This is a genomic window from Oxalobacteraceae bacterium OTU3CINTB1 (genome assembly GCA_024123955.1).
Classification (GTDB): Bacteria; Pseudomonadota; Gammaproteobacteria; order Burkholderiales; family Burkholderiaceae_D; genus Rugamonas.
Genome location: CP099652.1, coordinates 5,920,293 through 5,942,361, shown reverse-complemented (window position 1 = coordinate 5,942,361; position 22,069 = coordinate 5,920,293). Strand labels below are relative to the sequence as shown.

Below are 22,069 nucleotides of genomic sequence, written 5' to 3'. Positions count from 1 at the left end.
CATCTTAACCCGTGAAAGAGGGCTCCATTACCCGCTTTGTATCCCAGTGTATCCGGATCGACCCTGTACACACAACATTGCAAAAGCCGTGGTTTTGGACACAGCCGATACACACCGCACCGGTTAAATGGAGTCTTCCAAAACAGGAGGGCAAGCCATGAACAACCTTATCGAACTGCCGCTGGCGACGCTCGCCGGCGTGCTGACCATCGCCTCTCCCTGCGTGCTGCCGATCCTGCCCATCGTATTGGGCAGCACTTTGCAGCGCGCCGATCAGCTTAAAAACCGCATTCGTCCGTTGTTCATCGTGGCAGGCTTCGTGCTGACCTTTGCCGCGCTGGGCATGCTGCTGGCCAGCGCCTCGCAGCACGTCGTCGTCGCCCACGAGACGCTTCGCCTGGTGGGCATCGCGATGCTGATGTTAACCGGCTTGCTGATGTTGTGGCGCCAGCCCTACGAATGGCTGATGGCCCGCATGGGCGGCTTCCTGAACCGCGCCGGCCCATCGGCCGATGGCAGCAGCGGCAACGCCGGCGGCTTCGTGCTCGGCATGTCCCTCGGCGCCGTGTGGACGCCGTGCGCCGGTCCGGTGCTGGCGTCGATCCTGGTGCTGGTCGCCAAGGCGCAGGACCTCGGCTGGTCGGCCACCCTGCTGGTGATGTACGCCCTCGGCGCCGGCATCCCGATGCTGGCGATCGCCTACGGCGGCCAGTTCATGGCGACGCGGGTCCGGATGCTGGCGCGCCACTCCCATCGCCTGATCCAGGTATTCGGTGTGCTGATCCTGCTGACCGGGATCGCCATCTACTTCCAGTACGACGTTGTGATCTACGCGGCCCTTGCCGACTTTTCCCCTACCCTGAAAGGATATTAAACATGAAATCCGTTTTCCAAACCACCTTGGCCGCCGTCGTCTTGTCGACCGCCGCCTTCACCGCAGTGGCAACGGCAGCGACGGTCGCTCCGATGACGGCGCCGGAATTCACCGGCATCCAGCAATGGCTCAATAGCGAGCCGCTGACCATGCGCCAGCTGCGCGGCAAGGTGGTGCTGGTCGATTTTTGGACCTACACCTGCATCAACTGCATCCGCACGCTGCCCTATGTGAAAAGCTGGCACGAGAAGTACAAGGACCAGGGCCTGGTGGTGGTGGGCGTCCACACTCCGGAATATCCGTTCGAGCGCTCGACCGACAACGTCAAGACCGCGATCAAGCGTTTCGGCATCACGTACCCGGTCGCGCAGGACAACAAGTACGCCACCTGGAGCGCGTACAACAACCAGTATTGGCCCGCCTTCTATTTGATCGACAAGCAGGGCAAGGTGGTCTACCAGCACTTCGGCGAAGGCGAGTACGCGGCGACCGAGGCGAAGATCCGCACCTTGCTGGCCGAACCGGCGGTAATGCCCCAGTAATCCGTTTTCACGCTATCGAAAGGAATCATCATGACTGAACTCACCAACATGAAACGCCGCAGCTTTTTGAACACCGCTGCGCTGGGGCTGGCCGCGAGCCAGATCGGCTATGTGGGAGGCGCCTTTGCCGCTACGCTGTCGCCGGCGAACGCTTTCCCTGCGCTACGGCAGATCAACGCCGGCCTGCTCGACGTCGGGTACGTCGACATGGGGCCATCCGACGGCATGCCGATACTGCTGCTGCACGGCTGGCCCTACGACATCCATGCCTTCGTCGACGTGGCGCCTATCCTGGTCGCGGCGGGATACCGCGTCATCGTTCCGCATCTGCGCGGCTATGGCAGCACGCGGTTCCTGTCGCCCCACACGCCCCGTAACGGCCAACAGGCGACCTTCACCGCCGACGCCGTCGCCTTCATGGATGTGCTGAAGATCGACCAGGCCATCGTCGCCGGCTTCGACTGGGGCGCCAGGATCGCCGGCACCCTGGCGGCGTTGTGGCCGCGACGCTTCACGGCGCTGGTGTCGGTCAGCGGTTACCTGATCGGCAGCCAGGAGGCAAACCGCGCGCCGCTGTCGCCCAAGGCGGAGCTGCAATGGTGGTACCAGTACTACTTCGCCACCGAGCGCGGGGAACAGGGCTACCGCGCCAACACCCACGCGTTTGCGCGCCTGATCTGGGAGCTGGCCTCGCCGCAATGGAAATTCGACGACGCCACATTCGCCCGGTCCGCGGCGTCTCTCGACAACACGGACCACGTCGCCATCTCGATCGGCAACTACCGCTGGCGGCTGGGACTGGCGCCGGGCGAGGCCCGCTATGATGATCTTGAGCGCCAACTGGCGCGTTTTCCCGACATCGGCGTGCCCACCATCACGATGGAGGGCGACGCCAATGGTGCGCCGCATCCCGATCCGAAGAACTACGCGAAAAAATTCACGGGCAAGTATGAACACAGGTTGGTGACCGGCGGTATTGGCCACAACCTGCCGCAGGAAGCGCCGCAGGCCTTCGCCCGGGCCATTCTCGATGTGGCGAAATTGAACTGAACCTCACACATATTACTCACACACAGAGGAAACGATCATGAACCACACTGAAAAAACGCTGTACACCGGCGGCACACACACCACGTCCGGCGGCCGCGACGGCGCCGCGCGGGAATATCGACGTCGCCATCCGGTTGGCGAGTTAGTCAACGTCAGTTCTTCCACCCGATGCCGGTGCCGTGTCGTTGGGATGTAGGTGAGCAATCAGTCGGCACGCTATGTGCCTCACGCAGACCGAAGTCCGTCGTGAGAACCGGCGTGCGCAACGCTGCTACTTGTCGAGCCTTGGGTAATCGAGGTAGCCTTGCTCACCACGGCTGTACCAGGTCGCCTCCTGGTCCAGGTTCAGCGCCGCGCCTGTCGCCAGCCTGTGTGGCAGATCCGGATTGGCCAGGAATGGCCTGCCGTAGGCGATCGCGTCGGCCAGGCCGGCGTCGAGGGCGGCCTGGCCGCTGCGGCCATCGTATCCGGTATTGAGCACAACCGGCCCTTTGAACGCCGCGCGCATCAACGGCGCGATGGGCGGGCGCAGGATGGTCGGGTGCATAGCGTCGATGCGCGGCGCGCTCGGCTCGCGGATTTCGAGGAAGGCGATGCCGAGGTCTGACAGCGCTTTGGCGGCGGCGCAGAACAGCGCCGCCGGATCGCTGTCGTCGACGCCCTGGATCTCGCCGTTGGGCGACAGGCGCACCGCTGTCCGGTCGGCGCCGATTTCCAGCGCCACCGCTTCGGTCACCTCGCGCAGCAGGCGGATGCGATTGTCGATGCCGCCGCCGTAGGCGTCGTTACGCCGGTTGGCGCCGTCGCGCAGGAACTGGTCGAGCAGGTAGCCGTTCGCGGCGTGCAGCTGTATGCCGTCGAAACCGGCGGTGCGCGCGTGGCGCGCGGCCACACGGAAGGCGCGCACGATGTCCGTGATTTCATCGGTGCGAAGGGCCCGCGCCTCAGTGTAGGGGACTTTGCCGTCATAGGTGTGGGCCAGGCCGGGCGCCGTGCTCGCCGAGGCGGAAACCGGCGCCTGCCCGCCGAGGAAGGACGGATGGACCACCCGTCCCATATGCCACAGTTGGGAGAAGATGCGCCCGCCCGCCGCGTGCACCGCGTCGGTGACCGGACGCCACGCCGCCACTTGCTCGTCGCTCCACAATCCCGGCGCGTAAGGCCAGCCCAATCCCTGGCGGCTGATGCCGGTCGCCTCGGAAATGATCAGGCCCGCGCTGGCGCGCTGACGATAGTATTCCACCATCATCGCCGTGGGGACGTGCTCCCGGGTATTGCGCCCGCGCGTAAGCGCGGCCATCAGCACGCGGTTGGGCGCGGCGATCGCACCGAGTTGAACCGGATCGAAAAGTGACGGCATGGCGGCTCTCTTTCTAGTGATGACAGCTTAGCCGTCGATGACATCCATCTCCGGCAGCGAGGCGCCGCCTTGCTTTTGCAGCAGCATGCTGTGGGTGGTCAGCGGTCCGCCGAATTGCTGCAGCATACCGCCGGCCGCGATCGGACCGAGATCGATCGCCGCGTAGCCGAAGCGCTCGATCAGTTCGGCCAGGGTGCGATTGGCGGCCGGATCGTCGCCGGACAGGAACAACACGCGCCTGCCGCCGGCCTCGCCGGGCTGGCGCCCAAGGATAGTGGCGAATAGCGTGTTGAACGATTTCACCAGCCGCGCGCCGGGCGCCGCCTCGGCGACGATATCCGAGGACGGGCGGCCGCCCAGGTTGGCGGGCGAAAAATCGATGAAGTCGATGGCGTTGGTGGTGTCGACGATGATGCGGTTGTTCCAGGCCGGCGCGTCTTTCAACGCGTCCGGGACCGCGGTGAACGGCACGGCCAGGAAGACGATGTCGGCGGCGAGCGCCTGGTGCAGGGCGGTGGGCACGATGGCCGGGCCGAGTTCGTCGACCAGCGCCGCCAGGCTGCCCGGACCACGGGTATTGGCCACCAGCACCGGCAGCTCTTGGCGGGCGAACTGGCGCGCGATGGCCGTGCCGATGGCGCCCGAACCGATAATTGCGTATTGCATAGCTTCCTCCTGGATGATGCGTAGATTGGCGGGCGGTTACTTCAGATGGGTCTTGAGCTCATTGCCGGCCTGGCGCATCGCCGCCTTGACCGCCGGCACGGTGGCCAGCGCGTTCAGCAGGCCGTAGTCGTGGATCAGGCCGGGATAGCGCGTTATGGTGACATCGACGCCGGCGGCGTCGAGCTTGCGGCCGTAGGCTTCGCCCTCGTCGCGCAGCACGTCGAGTTCAGCCGTCTGGATCAGGGTCGGCGGCAGGCCCTTGAGCTGTTCGGTCGACGCGCGCAGCGGCGAGGCGGTGATTTCGGCGCGTTGCTTGGCGTCGGTGGTGTAGTTGTCCCAGAACCACTGCATCATGCCCTTGCTGAGGAAGTAGCCATTGCTGAACTGGTTGTAGGAGGCGGTGTCGAAGTTGGCGTCGGTCACCGGCCAGAACAGCACCTGCGCGCTGATTTTCGGCTGGCCCTGCTGCTTGGCCATGATGCTGACCACGGTCGCCATGTTGCCGCCGACGCTGTTGCCGGCCACGGCCAGGCGCTTGCCGTCGACCTTGATTTCCTTGCCGTTCGCGGCGACCCACTTGGTGGCCGCGTAGGCTTGCTTGATCGCGACGCCGTACTTGGCTTCCGGCGACGGCGTGTAGTTGACGAAGACGGCGGTGGCGCCGGAATTGTCGACCAGGTCGCGCACCATGCGCGAGTGGGTCGGGAAGTCGCCCAGCACCCAGCCGCCTCCGTGGAAGAACATGAACACCGGCGTGTCGCCTTTGGCGTTCTTGGGCCGGACGATGGTCAGGTCGATCTTTTGGCCGTCCTGGGTGACGGTCTTGTTGCTCACTTCAACCGACGACAGATCGGTCGGCACGCTGGCCTGGGCGCCGACCAGCACCTGACGCGCGTCCTTCGGGCTGAGTTGCTCGATCGGCTTGCCGGTGCCGCTGTTGAGCACCTTGAGGAAGGCCTGGACGTTGCGTTCCGGGACGGGCGGCACATCGGCGGCGAGGGCGGCCTGGCTGGCGAGCGACAGGAGGGATGCAGCCACGGTTTTGGTAGGGAGATTCATTTTGTACCTTCTGGTTGGGTTATCGTTTCCGAGGACTGCACGTTACCGCCGTGCGGGAACGCCAACAAGAGAGGCGGGCATCGTTTTAGAAGTTCCCAAATGGCACAAATGGCGGCCGCGCCGCCCGGTTGTTTCTTTGTTGTTACTTCCTCCGGATTGACAATAGCGCTTGAGGTTGATTTAATTGTGCCATGTCAGCAAAAATCGGATTAGAAAGCCTTACCGGGCTCATCGCCTTCGCCCGTACCGCCTCACTCGGCAGTTATACGGCGGCGGCGCGTTCGCTGGGGGTGTCGCCCTCGGCCGTCAGTAAAAGCGTGCTGCGCCTCGAGGAGCAGCTCAAGCTCAAACTGTTCGTGCGCACCACGCGCTCCCTCACGCTCACGCCCGAGGGACTCGATCTGCAGGAGCGCACCAGCCGCCTGCTGCAGGAGGTCGAGCAGATCGAACAGGCGGCCGCCAGCGCGCGCGCCGAGCCGTCGGGGCTGCTGCGGGTGACCGCGCCGCTGCCCATCGGCACGCACATCCTGGCCGGCGCGCTGCCGCGCTTTCGCCAGCGCTACCCGAAGGTCACGATCGACCTGCGCATGGGCGACCTGTACAACGACCTGGTCGAGGAGGGCATCGACGTCGCCATCCGGGTCGGCGCGCCGGGCGACTCGCGCATGATTTCGCGCCCGCTCGCCCCCCATCGCCTGTGCGCGTTCGCGGCCCCCAGCTATCTGGCGCAGCACGGCACCCCGCTGGCGATCGACGACCTGCTCGAGCACGAGTGCGTGAACTTCCGCTATCAGAGCTCCGGCCAGGCGCTGCGCTGGCCGTTCCAGGTCGGCGACCGGCTGGTGGAGATGACGCCGAGCGCCGGCATCATCATCGACACCACCGACGGCGTGATGGCGGCCGTCGTCGCCGGCGGCGGCATCGGCATTTCGCCGACCTACGCGGCCGCCTCCTTTGTCGAGCGAGGGCTGCTGGTGCCCATCCTGCCCGCGCTGGCGGTCGAGCGCTTCACCATCTCGGCGGTGTGGCCGGAAAGCCGCCGGGGCAGCCCCAACGTCAAAGCCTTCATTGAATTTTTGATCGAGCTATTCCCTTCGCCGGCGCCGTGGGATGTGATCGTGGGCACCGACTAAGCGTCGGCCACGCCGGGGCCCGGTTATTTGTGCCTTCGTGGAAAAAGTGAAACGACACCATTGCGCCTTGCCCGGGCCGCGCGGTGACAGTATTCTGCGCCACGCCGATCAACGTGACTGGCAGGGCCGCGTCCTTCGGTTTGGACTCAGGCCGAATTCGAATCGCGTCTCTTCCACGGCACTTTATGATCGGCCCCATCTTCCACTTCCGTTCGCGGCTCCGCCGCGCCAGTTTGTCCGGCGCGCCGGCACGCGCCCTGCTGGCCTTGCTGCTGTGGATGGCGGCCGGCCTGGCGCCGTTCGCCTCGGCCACCGAGATCGGCCGGCGCATGTCGCCGGTCATCGAGCTGCTGCACACCAGCTGGACCGCGCGTGACGGCGCGCCGGCCGGCATCAGCGGCATCACGCAGACGCCCGACGGCTGGATCTGGATCGGCAGCTCCTCGGGCCTGTACAAGTTCGACGGCGTGCGCTTCCTGCGCGCCAGCGGAGAGGATGGACCGCTGACGTCGGCCGTCTCCGCCATCGGCCTGCTGCGCGATGGTACTTTGTGGGTAGGCTACAAATACGGCGGCTTCAGTATGATGACCAAGGGCCGGATGAAGCATTTCCGGCTGGAGCAGCCGGACACGCCGCGTGGAACGATTTTCGACGCCGCCGAGGACGACAATGGCCGCCTGTGGGTGGCGACCTCCGGCGGCCTGTTCTATCTGGATGGCGACGCGCGCTGGCATCATCCTGAGCGGTCGTCGGATGCGCCCCAGGAATATGCGCTGGCGTTGCTGTTCGACCGTGGCGTGTTGTGGGTGCGCAGCAGCCAGGGGATCTATTCGCTGGCCCGGGGCGCCGACAAATTCGTTCAACGCAATACCGACAGCGTTGGCTGGCTGGCCCGTCATCCGGACGGCAGCGTGTGGACCAGCGATGGACGCGTGCGCGGGCTGCAGATGCTGGCCGGCCCGGCTCAGGGTAAACCGCTGCGCTGGAACATCGACGATCTCGTCGGCCGCTTTTTCTTCGACCACGACGGTTATACGTGGTTCGTCTCGGCGCCGGACCTGGTGCGCACCGCGCACGCCGGTCTCCGCAAGCCGTCGCAGCGAACCTGGCCGGAGCGCGGCCTGAGCGGGGTCGAGGCGTACGCGCTGTTCCAGGATCGCGAGCAGAACGTTTGGGTGGGGACCGAGAATGGCCTGGACCGCTTCCGCGCGCCGCGCCTGGAAACGGTGAAGCTGCCCAAGAACGCCGGTATCACCGCGCGGCCGATCGCCGGCGGTCCCGGCGCCAGCGCCTGGGTCGACCGTTCCTATTTGCCCGCCCCGAACGCGCCCGCCAGGCCGTTCGCCCCGGAACTCGAGATGGGCATGGTCAATACCGCGCTCTACCGGGCTGCCGACGGCAACGTCTGGATGGGTGGCGACGAGGGGCCGTTGTTTGTCCTGCGCGACGGCGTGCGCCAGCGCGTCGCGCTGCCGCCGGGCATCGACGTCAACCGGTTCGTCTATTCGCTGACGGAAGACCGGGCCGGGGCCTTGTGGATCAGTTTCGGGCGCGCCGGATTTTATACGCTGCGCGCCGGCCAGTGGGCGCTTGGTGGCGGCATCGCCGGAATGGCAACGTTCGCCGCTTCCGTGATCGCCGCCGACCCGCGCGGGCCTGTATGGCTTGGTTCGGTCAACAACCACTTGGCCGTGGTTGCCGACGGCCGCGTGCGCCACTACGGCAAGGCCGACGGGGTGACCGTCGGCACGGTCATGCAGATCCTGCCGGTGGCCGGCGGCGCGTGGATCGGCGGCGAGAACGGCCTGGCTTATTTCGACGGCAGCCGTTTCCATCCCATCGTCGGCGCCGAGGGCGATCCGTTGGCGGGCATCACCGGCCTGATATTCGGCCGCGACGGTACCTTGTGGATCAACGGCGGCAGCGGCATCACCAGCATCGGCCCGAAGGAACTGGCGCGGGTGGTGCGCGAGCCGCGCTACGCGGTGCGGTTCGACCGGCTCGACTACCGCGACGGCTTGACCGGTTCGACCAGTCCCTTGTTCCCGCTGCCGTCGGCCGCCCGCAGCGACGATGGCACCTTGTGGTTCTCGACCACGGGCGGCGTCTACGCCTTCCAGCCCGAAAAGCTACCGCGCAACGCGCTGGTGCCGCCCGTGGTCGTCACTTCGCTGCACGCAGGCGAAGCCGCCTACGCCACAACCGGCGGCGCGCGCCTGCCTGCGGGCACCCGTGCGCTGGAGATTGATTTCACCGCGCTGTCGTACCAGGACCCGGAGCGCATGCGCTTCCAGTACCGGCTGGAGGGCGTCGACGGCGCCTGGCGCGACGGCGGCAGCCGGCGCTCGGCCAGTTACACCAACCTGGGGCCGGGAAAGTACACATTCCGCGTCATCGCCTCCAACAACGACGGTGTGTGGAACTTGCAAGGCGCGTCCGTATCCTTCTATATCGAGCCGAAAATCATGCAGACTATGTGGTTCCGGGCGCTGTGCGTGGTCGCCGCCTTGCTGCTGCTGTGGCGGCTGTACGTGTTCAAGGCCCGCCTGCTGGCGCGCCGTTACGGCGAGTTGATGCAGGAGCGACTCGCCGAGCGCGAGCGCATCGCCCGGGCGCTGCACGACACCCTGCTGCAAGGCTTGCACGGCGTGGTGCTGCGCGTGGCCAGCGTGGCCAAGCGCCTGCCGCCCGAGAGCCAGGAGCGCGGGCGCATCGACGCCATCCTAGACCAGGCCGGCACCGTGATGGCGCAGGGCCGCGACGAACTGATGAACCTGCGCACGGCGCCGGCGGCGGGCGACGACATCGCCGCCGCGCTGTCCGGCTTCGGCCAGTCGCTGGAACGCGATTTCGGCCCGCGCTTCGCCATTGCGGTGCCGGAAGGCTTCCGCCCGCTTGATGCGATCGCCCGGCCGGCGATCTATTGCATCGGCCGCGAGGCGCTGTTCAACGCCTACCGCCACGCGGCGGCCAGCCACGTCGAGGTGGCGCTGGGCTACGGCAGCGAGCACTTCGTGTTGTCGATCGCCGATGACGGCGTCGGCATGCCCGGCGCGGTGCTGGACGCGGGCGGGCGCGAGGGACATTGGGGCCTGACCGGCATGCGCGAGCGCGCCGCCGCCCTCGGCGGCTCGCTGGACATCGCCAATCAGACCGGCGGCGGCACGCGCATCGTGCTGACGGTCCCCGCCAGCCGCGCCTACATGATGCCCGAGGAGTTCAATATCCGCCGCTGGCTGCGCGCCATCGTGCATAACCTGTTTGCCCGTTCTTAACCGTCGACCCAACCTAAACGAAAGGCTCACATGTCATCCATTCCGACCGCCACCCCGGTGCAGATCGCCGAAGTCTTCTTCTCTCACTGGAGCAACAACCGCATTGAGGCCGCGCTGGCGATGCTGTCCGCTGACGTGCTCTACGATAACGTGCCGTTCCCCGACATCATCGGCCGCGCCGAGGTCGAGAAATTTCACCGCGGCTTCGGCATCGGCACCGACTTCCTGCTGGACTGGAAGGTGACCCATATCGCGGCGGCCGGCAACGTGGTGCTCAACGAGAGGATCGACGTGTTCCGGCATGTCGATGGCGGCGTCATCACGCTGCCGGTGATGGGCACCATCACGGTCGAGAACGGCGAGATCACGGTCTGGCGCGACTACTTCTATCCGGCCGATTTCGACCGCCAGCTGGCGGCCGTGAAAGGCCGCGCCGCGCCACAGCCGTAGCCCTGGCCGGTTAGCCGTCCGGCCCGGTCTCATCTCTTCAACGCCCTGATTTGTGCCGTGGAGGCACATCTAAAATGCCTCGGCCGTGGATTTTCGGTGTGACTACAAACCTATAAGCTGCCAGATAGCTTGGTTGAAAATCACAAAGGAAATAGAGATGAAGATAAAGGACACCACCGCCCGACGGGCGCTGTTGATCGCGCTGGTCGCGGGCGCCGGCGGCGCCGCGCTGCTGTCGGGATGCGGCAAGAACACCAACGCGGCGGCGGCGGCGCCGGCCGCCCCGGCCGTGGCCGCCGCCGTCGGCGTCGAGAAGGCCGTCAGCGATGTGCAGGAATTCTCGGGGCGGCTCGAAGCCATCGAGCGCGTCGAGATACGCCCGCGCGTGTCCGGTTTCATCACCGCCGTCAATGTGGCGCCCGGCGCCGAGGTGAAGAAGGGCGATGTGCTGTTTATCATCGACCAGCGCCCCTACCAGGCCGAAGCCAACCGGGCCGAGGCGGCCGCCAGGTCGGCGCGCGCGAAAGCCGAACTGGCGCGCCTGGAACTGACCCGCGCCGAGCGTCTGCTGGGCGACAAGGCCATCGCCCAGCGCGAATACGATGAACGCGCTTCCGGCCAGAAGCAGCTGGAAGCGGACGCCGGCGCGGCCGAAGCGCAAGCCCAGGCCGCGCGCCTGAACCTGGAATACACCAAGGTGATGTCGCCGATCAACGGCCGTGTGTCGAAGGCGGAAATCACGCTCGGCAACCTGGTCGACTCGAACGCGATCCTGACTTCCGTGGTCTCGCTCGACCGCGTCTACGCCAGCTTCGACGGCGACGAGGCGACCTACCAGCGCGTCGCCGCGCGCGCCTACGCCGGCCGTCCGGTCAACGTCAGGGTGGGGCTCGTCAACGAGGAAGGCTTCCCGCACGAAGGCAAGCTCGAATTCGTCGACAACCAGCTCGACACGCGGACCGGCAGCGTGCGCATGCGGGCGGTCTTCGCCAACAGCGACCGCAGCATGGCGCCGGGGCTGTTCGCCCGCGTGCAAATCGGCGGCGGAGACGAGCAGCGCGCGCTGCTGATCACCGACCGCGCCGTCGGCACCGACCAAAGCCGCAAATTCGTGTTCGTCGTCAGCGCGGACAACAAGGCCGAGTACCGCGAAGTCAAGCTGGGACCGCTGGTCGACGGCTTGCGCGTGGTGCGCTCCGGCCTCAAGCCCGGCGAGAAGGTCGTCGTCAACGGCTTGCAGCGCGTGCAGCCGGGCGCCGTGGTGGCGCCGCAAATCGTGCCGATGACGGCGGACGGCGCACCGGCCAAGCCGGCGGCGCCGAAGATGGCGGCGGCCGATGCCGGCGCGAAGGAATAACGGATGAACATTTCCCGCTTTTTTGTCGACAAGCCGATCTTCGCGGCGGTGCTGTCCATTATCGTGTTCGTGGCCGGCCTGATTTCGATTTTCCAGCTGCCGATCTCCGAGTATCCCGAGGTGGTGCCGCCTTCGGTGGTGGTGCGGGCGCAGTATCCCGGCGCCAATCCGAAAGTGATCGCCGAGACGGTCGCCACGCCGATCGAACAGGAGATCATCGGCGTCGAGGACATGCTGTACATGACGTCGCAAAACACCTCCGACGGCGCGCTGCAGCTGACGGTGACGTTCAAGATCGGCACCAATGTCGAGCAGGCGGAAACCGCCGTGCAGAACCGCGTCCAGCGCGCGTTGCCGCGCTTGCCGGAGGAGGTGCGCCAGATCGGCGTGACCACCGCCAAGAGCTCGCCCAACATCACCTTGCTGGTGCACCTGAAGTCGCCCAGCGGGCGCTATGACGACCTGTACCTGCGCAACTATGCGGTGCTGAACGTCAAGGACCAGCTGGCGCGCTTGAAGGGCGCCGGCGAGGTCCAGCTGTTCGGCTCGGGCGACTACGCGATGCGCGTCTGGCTCAATCCGCAGAAGATCGCGGCGCGCGGGCTGACCGCGACCGATGTGGTCAACGCCATCCGCGAGCAGAACGTGCAGGTCGCCGCCGGCGTCGTCGGGCAGGGGCCGAGCAAGGGCGCCGACTTCCAGATGTCGGTCAACACGCAGGGGCGCTTGCAGACCGCGGAGCAGTTCGGCGACATCGTGGTCAAGACCAACGCCGACGGCGCCGTCACCCTGCTCAAGGATCTGGCGCGGCTCGAAATGGGGTCCAATTCCTACGCGCTGCGCGCGCTGCTGGACAATAAATCGGCGGTGGCGATTCCCGTCTTCCAGGCGCCCAACGCCAACGCGCTGCAACTGTCGGCGGACGTACGGGCCTTGATGGCCGAGTTGTCCAAGGATTTCCCGCAGGGGATGGAGTACGACATCGTCTACGATCCGACCCAGTTCGTGCGCGAATCGATCCGCTCCGTCATCCACACCTTGTTCGAGGCGATCGCGCTGGTGGCGCTGGTGGTCATCGTGTTCCTGCAAACCTGGCGCGCCTCGGTCATTCCGCTGGTGGCGGTGCCGGTGTCGGTGGTAGGCACGTTCGCCGTCATGCTGGCCTTCGGTTTTTCGATCAACACGCTGTCGTTGTTTGGACTGGTGCTGGCGATCGGCATCGTCGTCGACGACGCCATCGTGGTGGTGGAAAACGTCGAGCGCAACATCGCCGAAGGCCTGACCCCGCACGACGCCACCATCCAGGCGATGAAGGAGGTGTCCGGGCCGATCATCGCCATCGCGCTGGTGCTGTGCGCGGTGTTCGTGCCGATCGCCTTCGTGTCCGGCCTGACCGGCCAGTTCTATCGCCAGTTCGCGTTGACAATCGCGATTTCCACCGTGATTTCGGCGTTTTGCTCGCTGACCCTGGCGCCGGCGCTGTCGGCGGTGCTGCTCAAGCCGCACGACGCGCCGAAGGACCGCCTGACTCGCTGGATCGACGCCGTGCTGGGCCGCTTCTTTGCGCTGTTCAACCGTTTCTTCGCGCGCTCGTCGCAACGCTACGAGGCCGGCGTGCAGGGCGTGTTGAAGCGCAAGACGGCGGCGCTGGCGGTGTATCTGCTGCTGGGCGTGGCCGGCGTGTTCATGTTCAAGGCGGTGCCGCCGGGCTTCGTGCCATCGCAGGACAAGGCTTACCTGATCGGCTTCGCGCAGCTGCCGGACGCCGCTTCGCTTGACCGCACCGACGCCGTTATCCGCAAGATGTCCGACATCGCCGGGCAGATTCCGGGTGTCGGTTCGTCGGTGGCGTTCCCCGGCCTGTCGATCAACGGTTTTACCAACGCGCCGAACGCCGGCATCGTGTTCGTCACGCTGAAATCGTTCGATGAGCGGCACGGCAAGGACCAGAGCGCCGACGCCATCGCCGCCGAGATCAACAAACGCATGGGCGCCATCGAGGACGCCTTCGTGCTGGTTCTGTCGCCACCGCCGGTGAACGGGCTGGGCACGACGGGCGGCTTCAAGATGATGATCGAGGACCGGGGCAACGTCGGTTACGACGAGCTGTACAAGGCGCTGCAGGCGATCCAGGGCAAGGCCTGGGCCGACAAGCGCTTGCAGGGCGTGTTCTCGGGCTTCCAGATCAATGTGCCGCAGCTGTTCGCCAACGTTGACCGGGTCAAGGCCAAGCAGCTGGGCGTGTCGCTGGCGGAGATCAACCAAACCTTGCAGATCAATCTGGGCGCGCTGTACGTGAACGACTTTAACCAGTTTGGCCGCACCTACCAGGTGCGGGTGCAGGCCGACGCGCCGTTCCGCTCGCAGCGCGAGCAGGCCGCGCAGATGAAGGTGCGCAACGACAGGGGCGAGATGATTCCGCTGTCGTCGCTGATGCGGGTCGAGGATACCTACGGCCCCGACCGCGTGCAGCGCTATAACAACTTCGTTTCCGCCGAGTTGAACGGCGGGCCGGCGCCGGGCGTGTCGTCCGGCCAGGCGCAGGCGGTGATGGAAGCGATCGTCAAGGCCAACTTGCCGAAGGGGATAGGCTACGAGTGGACCGACCTGACCTATCAGGACATCCTGGCCGGCAACACGATGATTTATGTGTTCCCGCTGTGCGTGCTGCTGGTGTTCCTGGTGCTGGCCGCGCAATACGAAAGCTGGACCCTGCCGCTGGCCGTCATCCTGATCGTGCCGATGTCGATTCTGTGCGCGCTGACGGGCGTCAAGCTGACCGGCGGCGACAACAACGTCTTCACGCAGATCGCACTGTTCGTGCTGGTCGGGCTGGCGTCGAAAAACGCCATCCTGATCGTCGAGTTCGCGGTCGAGTTGGAGCAGCGCGGACGGACCACCGTCGAGGCGGCGCTGGAGGCTTGCCGTTTGCGCCTGCGGCCGATCCTGATGACGTCGGTCGCCTTCATCATGGGCGTGGTGCCGCTGGTGTTCTCCCATGGCGCCGGGGCGGAAATGCGCCACGCGATGGGCGTGGCGGTGTTTGCCGGCATGCTGGGCGTGACCTTCTTCGGGCTGTTCCTGACGCCGGTGTTCTACGTACTGCTGCGCACGTTGGCCAAGTGGCTGGACAAGGCGCCGGCGACGACGTCGCCGGACGACCACAAGGAACCGAAACCCGCACTGGAAGGCAATCACTAGCATGATCAACAAGACCAACACCATGACCATTGCCGCGCTGTTGCTGAGCGCTTGCGCGGCGCCCGATTTCAAACAGCCCGACGTGGCGACGCCGGAGGCGTTCAAGGAGCATCAGGGCCAGGGCCTCGATAGGGCCCGGGTTCTGTCCGCTCAGGACGAGGTGCGGCGCGCCGCCGATGGCAGCACCTGGACCGTGGCCCGTCCGGCCGACCCGCCGGCGCGCGGCGAATGGTGGCGCGCGTTCAACGATCCGGCGCTCGATGCGCTGATCGCCGAGGCGAGCGGCGCCAACCAGACGCTGTCGGCCGCCGCCGCGCGGGTGCGGCAGGCGCGTGCGATCGCCGGCATCGCCGAGGCCGACCGGATTCCGCAGGTGTCCGCCGGCGTCGGCGCGCAGCGCCAGCGCCTGTCGCCGCTGGAAGCCAACCAGCCGCCGGGCAGCGCCGTTCCGGCGAGGTCGGCGTATTCGGCGCGGCTGTCGGCCAGTTACGAGGTCGACCTGTTCGGCCGGGTGTCGTCGGGCGTGGCCGCCGCGCGCGGCGACGCCGCCACCGTCGAAGCGACTTATCGCGCCGTGCTGATGGCGCTGCAAGCCGATGTGGCCCAAACCTATCTCCGTCTGCGCGCGCTGGACGCGGAGCTGGTCACCGTCGAGCGCACGGTGCGCCTGCGCGAGGAGAGCGTGCGCGTCACCGGCAGGCGCTTCGAGCTGGGCGACATCGGCGAATTCGACCTGTCGCGGGCCAGGACCGAGCTGGCGACCGCGCGCGCCGAGGCGATCGGCCTGCAACGCCAGCGGGCCACGTCCGAGCACGCGCTGGCTGTGCTGATCGGCAAGCCCGCCGCCGCCTTCACCGCCGCATCGAAGCCGCTGGTCGACGATGCGGCATCTGCCAGCGCGTCGACAGCGGCGGCGCCGTTGCCGGTGATCCCGGCCGGACTGCCTTCGGCGCTGCTGGCGCGCCGTCCCGATATCGTCGGCGCTCAGCGCGCGATGGAGGCGGCCAACGCCCGCATCGGTGTGGCGCGCTCGGCGATGTTCCCGGCGCTTAACCTCAGCGCCGATGGCGGCGGCGTCGGCGGCGCGTTCGCCGACGTGTTCCGCTGGAGCAGCCGTTCGTGGCTGCTGGGCGCCGCGCTGGGCATGCCGGTGATCGATGGCGGCCGCAACCGCAACAACGTGCTGCGCAGCGAGGCGGCGCTGGAGGAGGCCGTCGCCACCTATCGGCAGAGCGTGCTGGTGGCGTTCGCCGAGGTCGAGGACAACCTGGCCGGCCTGCGGGTGCTGGCGGGGCAGATCGAGCAGACCGAGTCGGCCGTGGTGTCGGCGCGCCGGTCCGCCGAGCTGGCGCAAAAGCTGTATGACGCCGGACGCGGTACGTATCTCGAGTTGCTCGACGCCCAGCGCAACCTGGCCACCGTCGAGCGCAGCGCCGTCAAGCTGCGCGGCGACAGGGCGCTGACGACCGTCGCGCTGATCCGCGCATTGGGGGGCGGCTGGGGTTAATCCGGCAAGTGGACCCGTTGTTCAGGATAAAATCTTGACAATGGGTTAGTAAATTGGTTTAATTGTTCCATGATGGAAAAAATAGGATTGGAAAGCCTTACCGGGCTCATCGCTTTCGCGCGCACGGCGTCGCTGGGCAGCTACACCGCCGCCGCCCAGTCGCTCGGGGTGTCGCCGTCCGCCGTGAGCAAGAGCGTGCAGCGGCTCGAAGAGCAACTGTCCGTCAAACTGTTCACGCGCACCACGCGCTCACTGGCGCTGTCGCCGGAAGGGCGCGACATGCAGGAGCGCACCGCGCGCCTGTTGCTCGAGGTCGAGCAGATCGAGCAGGCCGCAGCCAATTCGCGCACCGAGCCGGCCGGCCTGCTGCGCGTGAGCGCGCCGCTGCCGGTGGGCGTGCACATTCTCGCGCCCGCGCTGCACCGTTTCCGCGAGCGCCATCCCAAAGTCAAAATCGACCTGCGCATGGGCGACCGTCACGCCGACCTGATCGAGGAGGGCATCGACGTCGCCCTGCGCGTTGGCGAGGTGGGCGACTCGCGCCTGATCGCCAGGCCGCTGGCGCCGCACCGGCTGTGCGCCTTCGCCGCCCCGGCCTATCTCGCGCGGCGCGGCACGCCGCTGGCGCTCGACGAGCTGGCCGCCCACGATTGCGTGAACTTCCGTTACCAGGGCTCCGGCCAATCGTTGCGGTGGCCTTTCCAGATTGGCGAGCGCATCGTCGAGATGACGCCGGATGCCGGCATCATCATCGACGCCACCGATGGCGTGCTGGCGGCGCTGGTCTCCGGCGGCGGCATCGGCATCGCGCCGACCTACGCGGCGGCCGATTACGTGGCGCGCGGCTTGCTCGTGCCGATCCTGCCCGAGCTGGCGGTCGAGCGCTTCACCGTCACCGCGCTGTGGCCGGAAAGCCGCCGGGGCAGCCCCACCGTCAAGGCATTCGTCGAGTTCCTGCTGGAGATATTTCCCAGTCCGGCGCCGTGGGATCTGGTCATTGCCGCCGCCCAGGGCGGAGGATCGGCCGAAGGGAAACCGGACCGGAGCCGGGACCAAGGCCAAGGCCAGGCGGCGCGGCACTGAGCGCGCGCCCCTGCGAGCGGCTGCGGGGAGGTTAGCGCGCGCAGGCCGCTTCTTTTCGCGGCCCCGGCAGCGCCCGGTCGCACAGCGTCCGCAGCGCCGCGCTGGGTTCGATTTCCCGGGCGAAGCGCAGTTCATTGCCGGACAGATTGTCCACCAGCGATGCGAGATAACGGGTTTCCGCCGGGCCCTTGACCTGGTCGATGACTTGGCCGATGAGCGCGGTGCCGGCGCTGCGTTCGCCCTGGAAGTGCAGCAGGCAGCCCATGGCGAACATGTCCGCCAGCATTTGCGGGTGGAGCGGAGCATTGCAACGGAGCATGCCGTGCAGGTCCAGCGCCGAGCAGATGCGTTCTTCAGAGAAGGAGTTCACGGTTGACTTGTCGCGCGATCGGTCGAAAGCGCTCTGTTGTTGAGATAACCCATCGTAGTGGCGAATCGCGAACGCCGCATCAGTAGGCCGGGCGGTTGCGCTCTACCCAGAAAGTAGAGTCGATGGGTAAACTAACTAAAGTACGGGGAAGCGCGTCCCCTTTTGTAATATTCAGTAGCAGATGATTTTCGCAGGATTAACAAGCATGTCGACAAATTTGATTACCGTTCTCATCGTGGATGACCACCCGGTGTTCCGCCAGGGACTGGCCAGCATCCTCGAGGACGAGGAGGGCATCGGGCTGGTGGGCGCTGCGTGCAACGGCCGCGAGGCGGTGGAGCGGTGCGCCGCGCTACGTCCCAATGTGGTGATCATGGACATCCAGATGCCGGAGGTGAACGGCATCGACGCCACCGCGCTCATTCGCCGGCAGTATCCATCGACCCGGGTCATCGTGCTGACCACCTTCGAAGGCGACGTCCATGCGATGCGCGCCATCAAGGCCGGCGCGGCGGGTTACATGTTGAAGAGCAATGTGCAGGGCGATCTGGCGCATGCGATCCGTTTGGTCCATTCGGGCGGGCGCTGCATCGCTTCGGAGGCGGCCATCGCGATGGCGTCGCACCTGCACATCGACGCGCTGACGGAGCGCGAAATCCAGGTGCTGGAACTGGCGTCGCTGGGCAAGACCAACCGGCTGATCGGCGTGCAACTGGGTATTTCGGAATCGACTGTCAAGGTGCACATGAAAAGCATCCTGTCCAAGATGGACGCCAACGACCGCACGCACGCGGTCATGCTGGCCGTCGAGCGCGGCATCATCGATTTGCGCGCGCGCCCGCGCGCCTGACGTTCCGCAGTCCTGGCGGCGTTGCGGGCATTTGTGCCGTCGCGGCACAACTATTGCGAGCGCCACCTTATTGTTGACCACGACCGCGCACGGTACCTTGCGTGGACACGTCATCCAACAACAGGGAAAATCATGTTAGAGCTCAGCCACAAGCGCGCGAAGGTCAACGGCATCACTTTGCACTACGTCACGGCGGGCGAGGGCCCGGTCGTGTTGTGCATGCACGGCTGGCCGCAGAATCACCGTGAATTCCTGCCGGTGATGGAGGGCCTGCTCGACCGCTACACGTTCATCGCGCCCGACTTGCGCGGCTTCGCCGACAGCGACAAACCTTACGACGGCTACGAGCCGCTGACCATCGCGCGCGACATGCTCGACCTGCTGGCGGTCGAGGGTGTGGACAGATTCCATATCCTCAGCCACGACCTGGGCGGACCGCCGTCGGTGGCGCTGGCCTACCTGGCGCAGGACCGCGCGCTGTCGTTGTCGACCATCGAAACCCCGTTCTTTGGCCTGGATTATCCCGGCTATGTCGACCCGCGCGTGGCTTACTGGCATTTGAGCATGCACATGAACATGGACATCACGCGGTTCCTGGTCGAGGGCAAGGAGGAGCAATACCTGCGCCACTTCTTCCGCGACTTCGCCTACAACCCCACGGCTATGCCGGAGGAAGATGTGCAGGCCTACGCGATGCAGATGCGCCAGCCGGGCAACCTGCGCGCGAGCCTGAACCACTACGGCTACATCCCGCAGATGGCCGAACAGACGGCGCAGCTGACCAGGGAAAAGCTAAAGGTGCCGATGATGGCGTGGGCCGGCCGCGCCTCGTTCGGCGAGCATTGCCACGCCAGCGCGCAGGCGATCGCGGAGTCGGCGCAGGGCGGCGTGATCGAGGAGTGCGGGCACTGGGTGTTCGAGGAAAAGACCGACTTCATTCGCGGCGAGCTGGCCGCGTTTTGGGCGCTTCACCCATGACGGCGATGTTCCGAAGGGCCGACCACACCGGCGTGACCGTCGTTTCGCTGGCGGAGTCGCTGCGGTTCTGGGTCGACGTGCTGGGATTCCGCTTCGTCTCGCAGACCCGCTACGAACCGAGCGTATTCCTGGAAAACGTGGTCGGCGTGCCTGGCGCGGACGTCACGCTGGCCATGGTCGAGGGGCCGGACGGTCACCTGGTCGAACTGCTCGAATACCATGCGCCGGCCGGGCGCCAGGTGATGATGCCGCGCGCCTGCGATGTCGGCTCGATGCACCTGGCCTACATGGTCGACGACCTCGACGTCCTGCTGGCCAAAGTCGAGGCGGCGGGCTGGCCGAGGCTGGGCGCGCCGCAGACGGTGCGCGGCGGCGCGCGCGACGGGCTGCGCATCGTTTACGTGCGCAGCCCGGAAGGGGTGACCCTGGAGTTCCTGCAGGCGCCGCGCCAGGCGGACGGCCACGCCGCCGGGTGGGCCAATTCGCTCGGCGCGCCCGACGTTCCCTGCCTGAGTTAAACCGCCGGCGCCGACTTCAGCACCGTCGCGCCGCCGCTTTCCTTGACGACGATGGCGCCGTCGACGTGGCCCGGACCGATCATCGTGCCGTTGGCCATGCCCGTGGCGTTGGTGCGGAAGCTGCCGACCGGGTTTTTCTCCGCACCGGCGTAGATGTCGTATTGCGTGTCCGGTTTGAGCTTGTAGAGGAAGGCTTCGATGCCTTCCACCACGCCCATCGGGCGCACCACGACGAAGCCCTTGGCGTCGCCGGCGACGGCTTTGAGTTGGATATTCTCCGAGTTCTGGTTCACGCGCGGCACGAGGTTGGACTTGTCGTCCGCCGACGGCGCTACGTTGGACAGGTAGACCAGCGCCTGCGGCGCCTGGCCGCCGCCCATCGTGGCGACCACCTTGTTGCTGGCGGTGTCGATCACCTGGACGCCGTCGCCGTTTTCCAGGCCGACGTAGACGCGCGAGCCGTCGTCGGATGTCCAGGCGCCATGCGGCAGGGCGCCGGTGGCGATGGTCGCCAGCAGCTTGGCTTGTTTGCCGGTGCTGTAGACCTTGACCGCATTCTCGCCGCCGATGGTGACGTAGGCACGCACCTCGCCGCCGACCTTGGCGAAGGCCAGGTGGTTGGTGATGAAGCCGGTGTCGATGACGCCGGTCACTTCCAGCGTCGAAGTGCTGATGCGCGTGACCTTGCCGACGTCCTTGTGCGTCATCCAGATCTCGCCGAAATCCGGCGTGAACTGTAGGAACGGCGAGAACGGGCTGACCACGCTGATCTTCTTGATGACGGAGTGCGTGGCCATGTCGATCACGTCGACGACCGGCGTGAAGCTGGAGACGGCAAAGGCCAGCTTGCCGTTCGGGTGGAACTGCACCATGCCCGGGCCGATCGCGGTCGGGATGCGGCGCGTTTCCTTGAACGTGGCCGGGTCGATGACGGAGATGTAGTCCTCGCCGCGCACCACGACCCAGACCTCCTTGCCGTCGGCGCTGAAGAAGCCTTCGTGCGGCGAGCGCCCGACATAGGTTTTGCCTTTGACCTTGTTGGTGGCGGTGTCGATGAAGGTGACCGAATTCGAGCCGTTGGAGATGGCCAGCAGCGTTTTGTGGTCGGGCGAGAAGCCCATGCCGTGCACATTGACTTCGCCCCGGTACAGCGGCGAGAGGATGTCCGGGCGGGAGTTGCCCAGCTTGATCTGTCCCAGCAGCGTGTTGGTGGCGGGACTGAAGACGGAGATGGTGTTGGTGTTCTGGTCCGCCGTGTAGACGCGGTCCAGCGGTGAAATGGGGGCGGCCCAAGCTTGGGCGCACAGCATGGCGCCGGCGGCGATGGCGAGTGTCTTCATTTGTCGATCTCCTTGGTGGGGTGGTTGTGCAGCCAGGCTTTCATGACGTCGATCTCGACCTGTTGTTCGGCGATGATGCCCAGCGCAAGGTTGCGGATTTCCGGGTCCGTGGTGTGGAGCAGGACGGACTTGGCCATGTCGACCGCGCCCTGGTGGTGCGGGATCATCATGGTCATGAAGTCGTGGTCCGGCACGCCGTTCATCGGCGCCCGCTTCATGCCGTCGTCCATCACCGACATGGCGTCGTCCATCAGGGCGGCGAACGGCTTGGCGGTGCTGGCGACGAAGGCCGGCGGCGCGGACGCCGGGGTGGCGCCTCCGTGGTGGTGTTCCTGTGCCGACGCTGTGGTGCCGGTGGCGGCCATCATCGCGGCGATTGCGGCGATGACGGCTGCGCGTAGCGAAATGGCCATGGCCGTCCTTTCGGTGCTTGAGTAGAGAGGGCTCCAGTGTAAG

The 22,069-nt window shown here is 66.3% G+C and carries 20 protein-coding genes; 14 read left to right on the top strand and 6 right to left on the bottom strand.

Features of this window, described 5'->3' with window-relative positions:
- Positions 1 to 157 precede the first annotated feature (157 nt).
- Genes NHH73_25700 through NHH73_25685 form a run of 4 tightly spaced genes read left to right on the top strand, consistent with a single transcriptional unit; the run spans position 158 to position 2,662 of the window.
- Entirely contained in the window at positions 158 to 874 is a 717-nt protein-coding gene (locus NHH73_25700) for a cytochrome c biogenesis CcdA family protein (protein USX25923.1), read from the top strand.
- Positions 875 to 876: 2 nt separating this feature from the next.
- Positions 877 to 1,416 carry a thioredoxin family protein gene (locus NHH73_25695; protein USX25922.1) on the top strand — a complete coding sequence of 180 codons (540 nt, stop codon included), beginning with the start codon at positions 877 to 879 and terminating at the stop codon, positions 1,414 to 1,416.
- 30 nt (positions 1,417 to 1,446) lie between these two features.
- Complete coding sequence (locus NHH73_25690) at positions 1,447 to 2,466, top strand: alpha/beta hydrolase (GenBank protein ID USX25921.1); 1,020 nt, start codon at positions 1,447 to 1,449, stop codon at positions 2,464 to 2,466.
- A 37-nt stretch (positions 2,467 to 2,503) separates the two neighbouring features.
- The gene (locus NHH73_25685; protein ID USX25920.1) at positions 2,504 to 2,662 is read left to right on the top strand and encodes a hypothetical protein; all 159 of its coding nucleotides are present in this window, start codon (positions 2,504 to 2,506) and stop codon (positions 2,660 to 2,662) included.
- A 75-nt stretch (positions 2,663 to 2,737) separates the two neighbouring features.
- On the opposite strand, the gene NHH73_25680 is transcribed toward NHH73_25685, so the two are convergent.
- From NHH73_25680 to NHH73_25670, 3 genes are read right to left on the bottom strand one after another with little or no spacing between them, the layout of a single operon-like run.
- A complete protein-coding gene (locus NHH73_25680) occupies positions 2,738 to 3,826 on the bottom strand; it encodes an alkene reductase (protein USX25919.1) in 1,089 nt (362 codons plus the stop codon).
- A 27-nt stretch (positions 3,827 to 3,853) separates the two neighbouring features.
- Positions 3,854 to 4,492 carry an NADPH-dependent F420 reductase gene (locus NHH73_25675; GenBank protein ID USX25918.1) on the bottom strand — a complete coding sequence of 213 codons (639 nt, stop codon included), beginning with the start codon at positions 4,490 to 4,492 and terminating at the stop codon, positions 3,854 to 3,856.
- A gap of 36 nt (positions 4,493 to 4,528) precedes the next feature.
- The gene (locus NHH73_25670) at positions 4,529 to 5,551 is read right to left on the bottom strand and encodes an alpha/beta hydrolase (GenBank protein ID USX25917.1); all 1,023 of its coding nucleotides are present in this window, start codon (positions 5,549 to 5,551) and stop codon (positions 4,529 to 4,531) included.
- A gap of 191 nt (positions 5,552 to 5,742) precedes the next feature.
- Here NHH73_25670 and NHH73_25665 point away from each other — a divergent pair, with 191 nt between their 5' ends.
- From NHH73_25665 to NHH73_25635, 7 genes are all read left to right on the top strand, one after another.
- Positions 5,743 to 6,684, top strand: coding sequence for a LysR family transcriptional regulator (locus tag NHH73_25665; GenBank protein ID USX25916.1), 942 nt, complete (start codon positions 5,743 to 5,745; stop codon positions 6,682 to 6,684).
- A 185-nt stretch (positions 6,685 to 6,869) separates the two neighbouring features.
- Positions 6,870 to 9,959, top strand: a complete 3,090-nt coding sequence (locus NHH73_25660) for a histidine kinase (protein ID USX25915.1) — start codon at positions 6,870 to 6,872, stop codon at positions 9,957 to 9,959.
- 30 nt (positions 9,960 to 9,989) lie between these two features.
- Positions 9,990 to 10,409 carry a nuclear transport factor 2 family protein gene (locus NHH73_25655; GenBank protein USX25914.1) on the top strand — a complete coding sequence of 140 codons (420 nt, stop codon included), beginning with the start codon at positions 9,990 to 9,992 and terminating at the stop codon, positions 10,407 to 10,409.
- A gap of 157 nt (positions 10,410 to 10,566) precedes the next feature.
- Positions 10,567 to 11,766 (top strand): efflux RND transporter periplasmic adaptor subunit, encoded by a 1,200-nt coding sequence (locus NHH73_25650; protein ID USX25913.1) that lies wholly within the window; start codon positions 10,567 to 10,569, stop codon positions 11,764 to 11,766.
- A gap of 3 nt (positions 11,767 to 11,769) precedes the next feature.
- A complete protein-coding gene (locus tag NHH73_25645; protein ID USX25912.1) occupies positions 11,770 to 14,967 on the top strand; it encodes an efflux RND transporter permease subunit in 3,198 nt (1,065 codons plus the stop codon).
- A gap of 1 nt (position 14,968) precedes the next feature.
- On the top strand, positions 14,969 to 16,474 hold the full coding sequence (locus NHH73_25640) for an efflux transporter outer membrane subunit (GenBank protein ID USX25911.1): 1,506 nt from the start codon (positions 14,969 to 14,971) through the stop codon (positions 16,472 to 16,474).
- Positions 16,475 to 16,561: 87 nt separating this feature from the next.
- Positions 16,562 to 17,557: a LysR family transcriptional regulator gene (locus NHH73_25635; GenBank protein USX25910.1), complete on the top strand. Its 996-nt coding sequence runs from the start codon at positions 16,562 to 16,564 to the stop codon at positions 17,555 to 17,557.
- Positions 17,558 to 17,588: 31 nt separating this feature from the next.
- Here NHH73_25635 and NHH73_25630 read toward each other — a convergent pair whose 3' ends face one another.
- Positions 17,589 to 17,927, bottom strand: coding sequence for a hypothetical protein (locus NHH73_25630; GenBank protein USX25909.1), 339 nt, complete (start codon positions 17,925 to 17,927; stop codon positions 17,589 to 17,591).
- 205 nt (positions 17,928 to 18,132) lie between these two features.
- Here NHH73_25630 and NHH73_25625 point away from each other — a divergent pair, with 205 nt between their 5' ends.
- From NHH73_25625 to NHH73_25615, 3 genes are all read left to right on the top strand, one after another.
- Positions 18,133 to 18,777: a response regulator transcription factor gene (locus tag NHH73_25625; protein USX25908.1), complete on the top strand. Its 645-nt coding sequence runs from the start codon at positions 18,133 to 18,135 to the stop codon at positions 18,775 to 18,777.
- Between the two features lie 132 nt (positions 18,778 to 18,909).
- Positions 18,910 to 19,755, top strand: coding sequence for an alpha/beta hydrolase (locus NHH73_25620; GenBank protein ID USX25907.1), 846 nt, complete (start codon positions 18,910 to 18,912; stop codon positions 19,753 to 19,755).
- The gene (locus NHH73_25615; protein ID USX25906.1) at positions 19,737 to 20,273 is read left to right on the top strand and encodes a VOC family protein; all 537 of its coding nucleotides are present in this window, start codon (positions 19,737 to 19,739) and stop codon (positions 20,271 to 20,273) included. Before NHH73_25620 ends, NHH73_25615 begins: the two co-directional genes overlap by 19 nt.
- Here NHH73_25615 and NHH73_25610 read toward each other — a convergent pair.
- The gene (locus tag NHH73_25610; protein USX25905.1) at positions 20,270 to 21,613 is read right to left on the bottom strand and encodes a hypothetical protein; all 1,344 of its coding nucleotides are present in this window, start codon (positions 21,611 to 21,613) and stop codon (positions 20,270 to 20,272) included. The genes NHH73_25615 and NHH73_25610 overlap by 4 nt on opposite strands.
- A complete protein-coding gene (locus tag NHH73_25605) occupies positions 21,610 to 22,026 on the bottom strand; it encodes a DUF305 domain-containing protein (protein USX25904.1) in 417 nt (138 codons plus the stop codon). The genes NHH73_25610 and NHH73_25605 overlap by 4 nt, the downstream gene beginning before the upstream one ends.
- Positions 22,027 to 22,069 lie beyond the last annotated feature (43 nt).

Coding starts and splice junctions, on each gene's coding strand:
- NHH73_25700 (USX25923.1), top strand. CDS start 158: ATGAACAACCTTATCGAACTGCCGCTGGCGACGCTCGCCGGCGTGCTG.
- NHH73_25695 (USX25922.1), top strand. CDS start 877: ATGAAATCCGTTTTCCAAACCACCTTGGCCGCCGTCGTCTTGTCGACC.
- NHH73_25690 (USX25921.1), top strand. CDS start 1,447: ATGACTGAACTCACCAACATGAAACGCCGCAGCTTTTTGAACACCGCT.
- NHH73_25685 (USX25920.1), top strand. CDS start 2,504: ATGAACCACACTGAAAAAACGCTGTACACCGGCGGCACACACACCACG.
- NHH73_25680 (USX25919.1), bottom strand. CDS start 3,826: ATGCCGTCACTTTTCGATCCGGTTCAACTCGGTGCGATCGCCGCGCCC.
- NHH73_25675 (USX25918.1), bottom strand. CDS start 4,492: ATGCAATACGCAATTATCGGTTCGGGCGCCATCGGCACGGCCATCGCG.
- NHH73_25670 (USX25917.1), bottom strand. CDS start 5,551: ATGAATCTCCCTACCAAAACCGTGGCTGCATCCCTCCTGTCGCTCGCC.
- NHH73_25665 (USX25916.1), top strand. CDS start 5,743: ATGTCAGCAAAAATCGGATTAGAAAGCCTTACCGGGCTCATCGCCTTC.
- NHH73_25660 (USX25915.1), top strand. CDS start 6,870: ATGATCGGCCCCATCTTCCACTTCCGTTCGCGGCTCCGCCGCGCCAGT.
- NHH73_25655 (USX25914.1), top strand. CDS start 9,990: ATGTCATCCATTCCGACCGCCACCCCGGTGCAGATCGCCGAAGTCTTC.
- NHH73_25650 (USX25913.1), top strand. CDS start 10,567: ATGAAGATAAAGGACACCACCGCCCGACGGGCGCTGTTGATCGCGCTG.
- NHH73_25645 (USX25912.1), top strand. CDS start 11,770: ATGAACATTTCCCGCTTTTTTGTCGACAAGCCGATCTTCGCGGCGGTG.
- NHH73_25640 (USX25911.1), top strand. CDS start 14,969: ATGATCAACAAGACCAACACCATGACCATTGCCGCGCTGTTGCTGAGC.
- NHH73_25625 (USX25908.1), top strand. CDS start 18,133: ATGTCGACAAATTTGATTACCGTTCTCATCGTGGATGACCACCCGGTG.
- NHH73_25620 (USX25907.1), top strand. CDS start 18,910: ATGTTAGAGCTCAGCCACAAGCGCGCGAAGGTCAACGGCATCACTTTG.
- NHH73_25610 (USX25905.1), bottom strand. CDS start 21,613: ATGAAGACACTCGCCATCGCCGCCGGCGCCATGCTGTGCGCCCAAGCT.
- NHH73_25605 (USX25904.1), bottom strand. CDS start 22,026: ATGGCCATTTCGCTACGCGCAGCCGTCATCGCCGCAATCGCCGCGATG.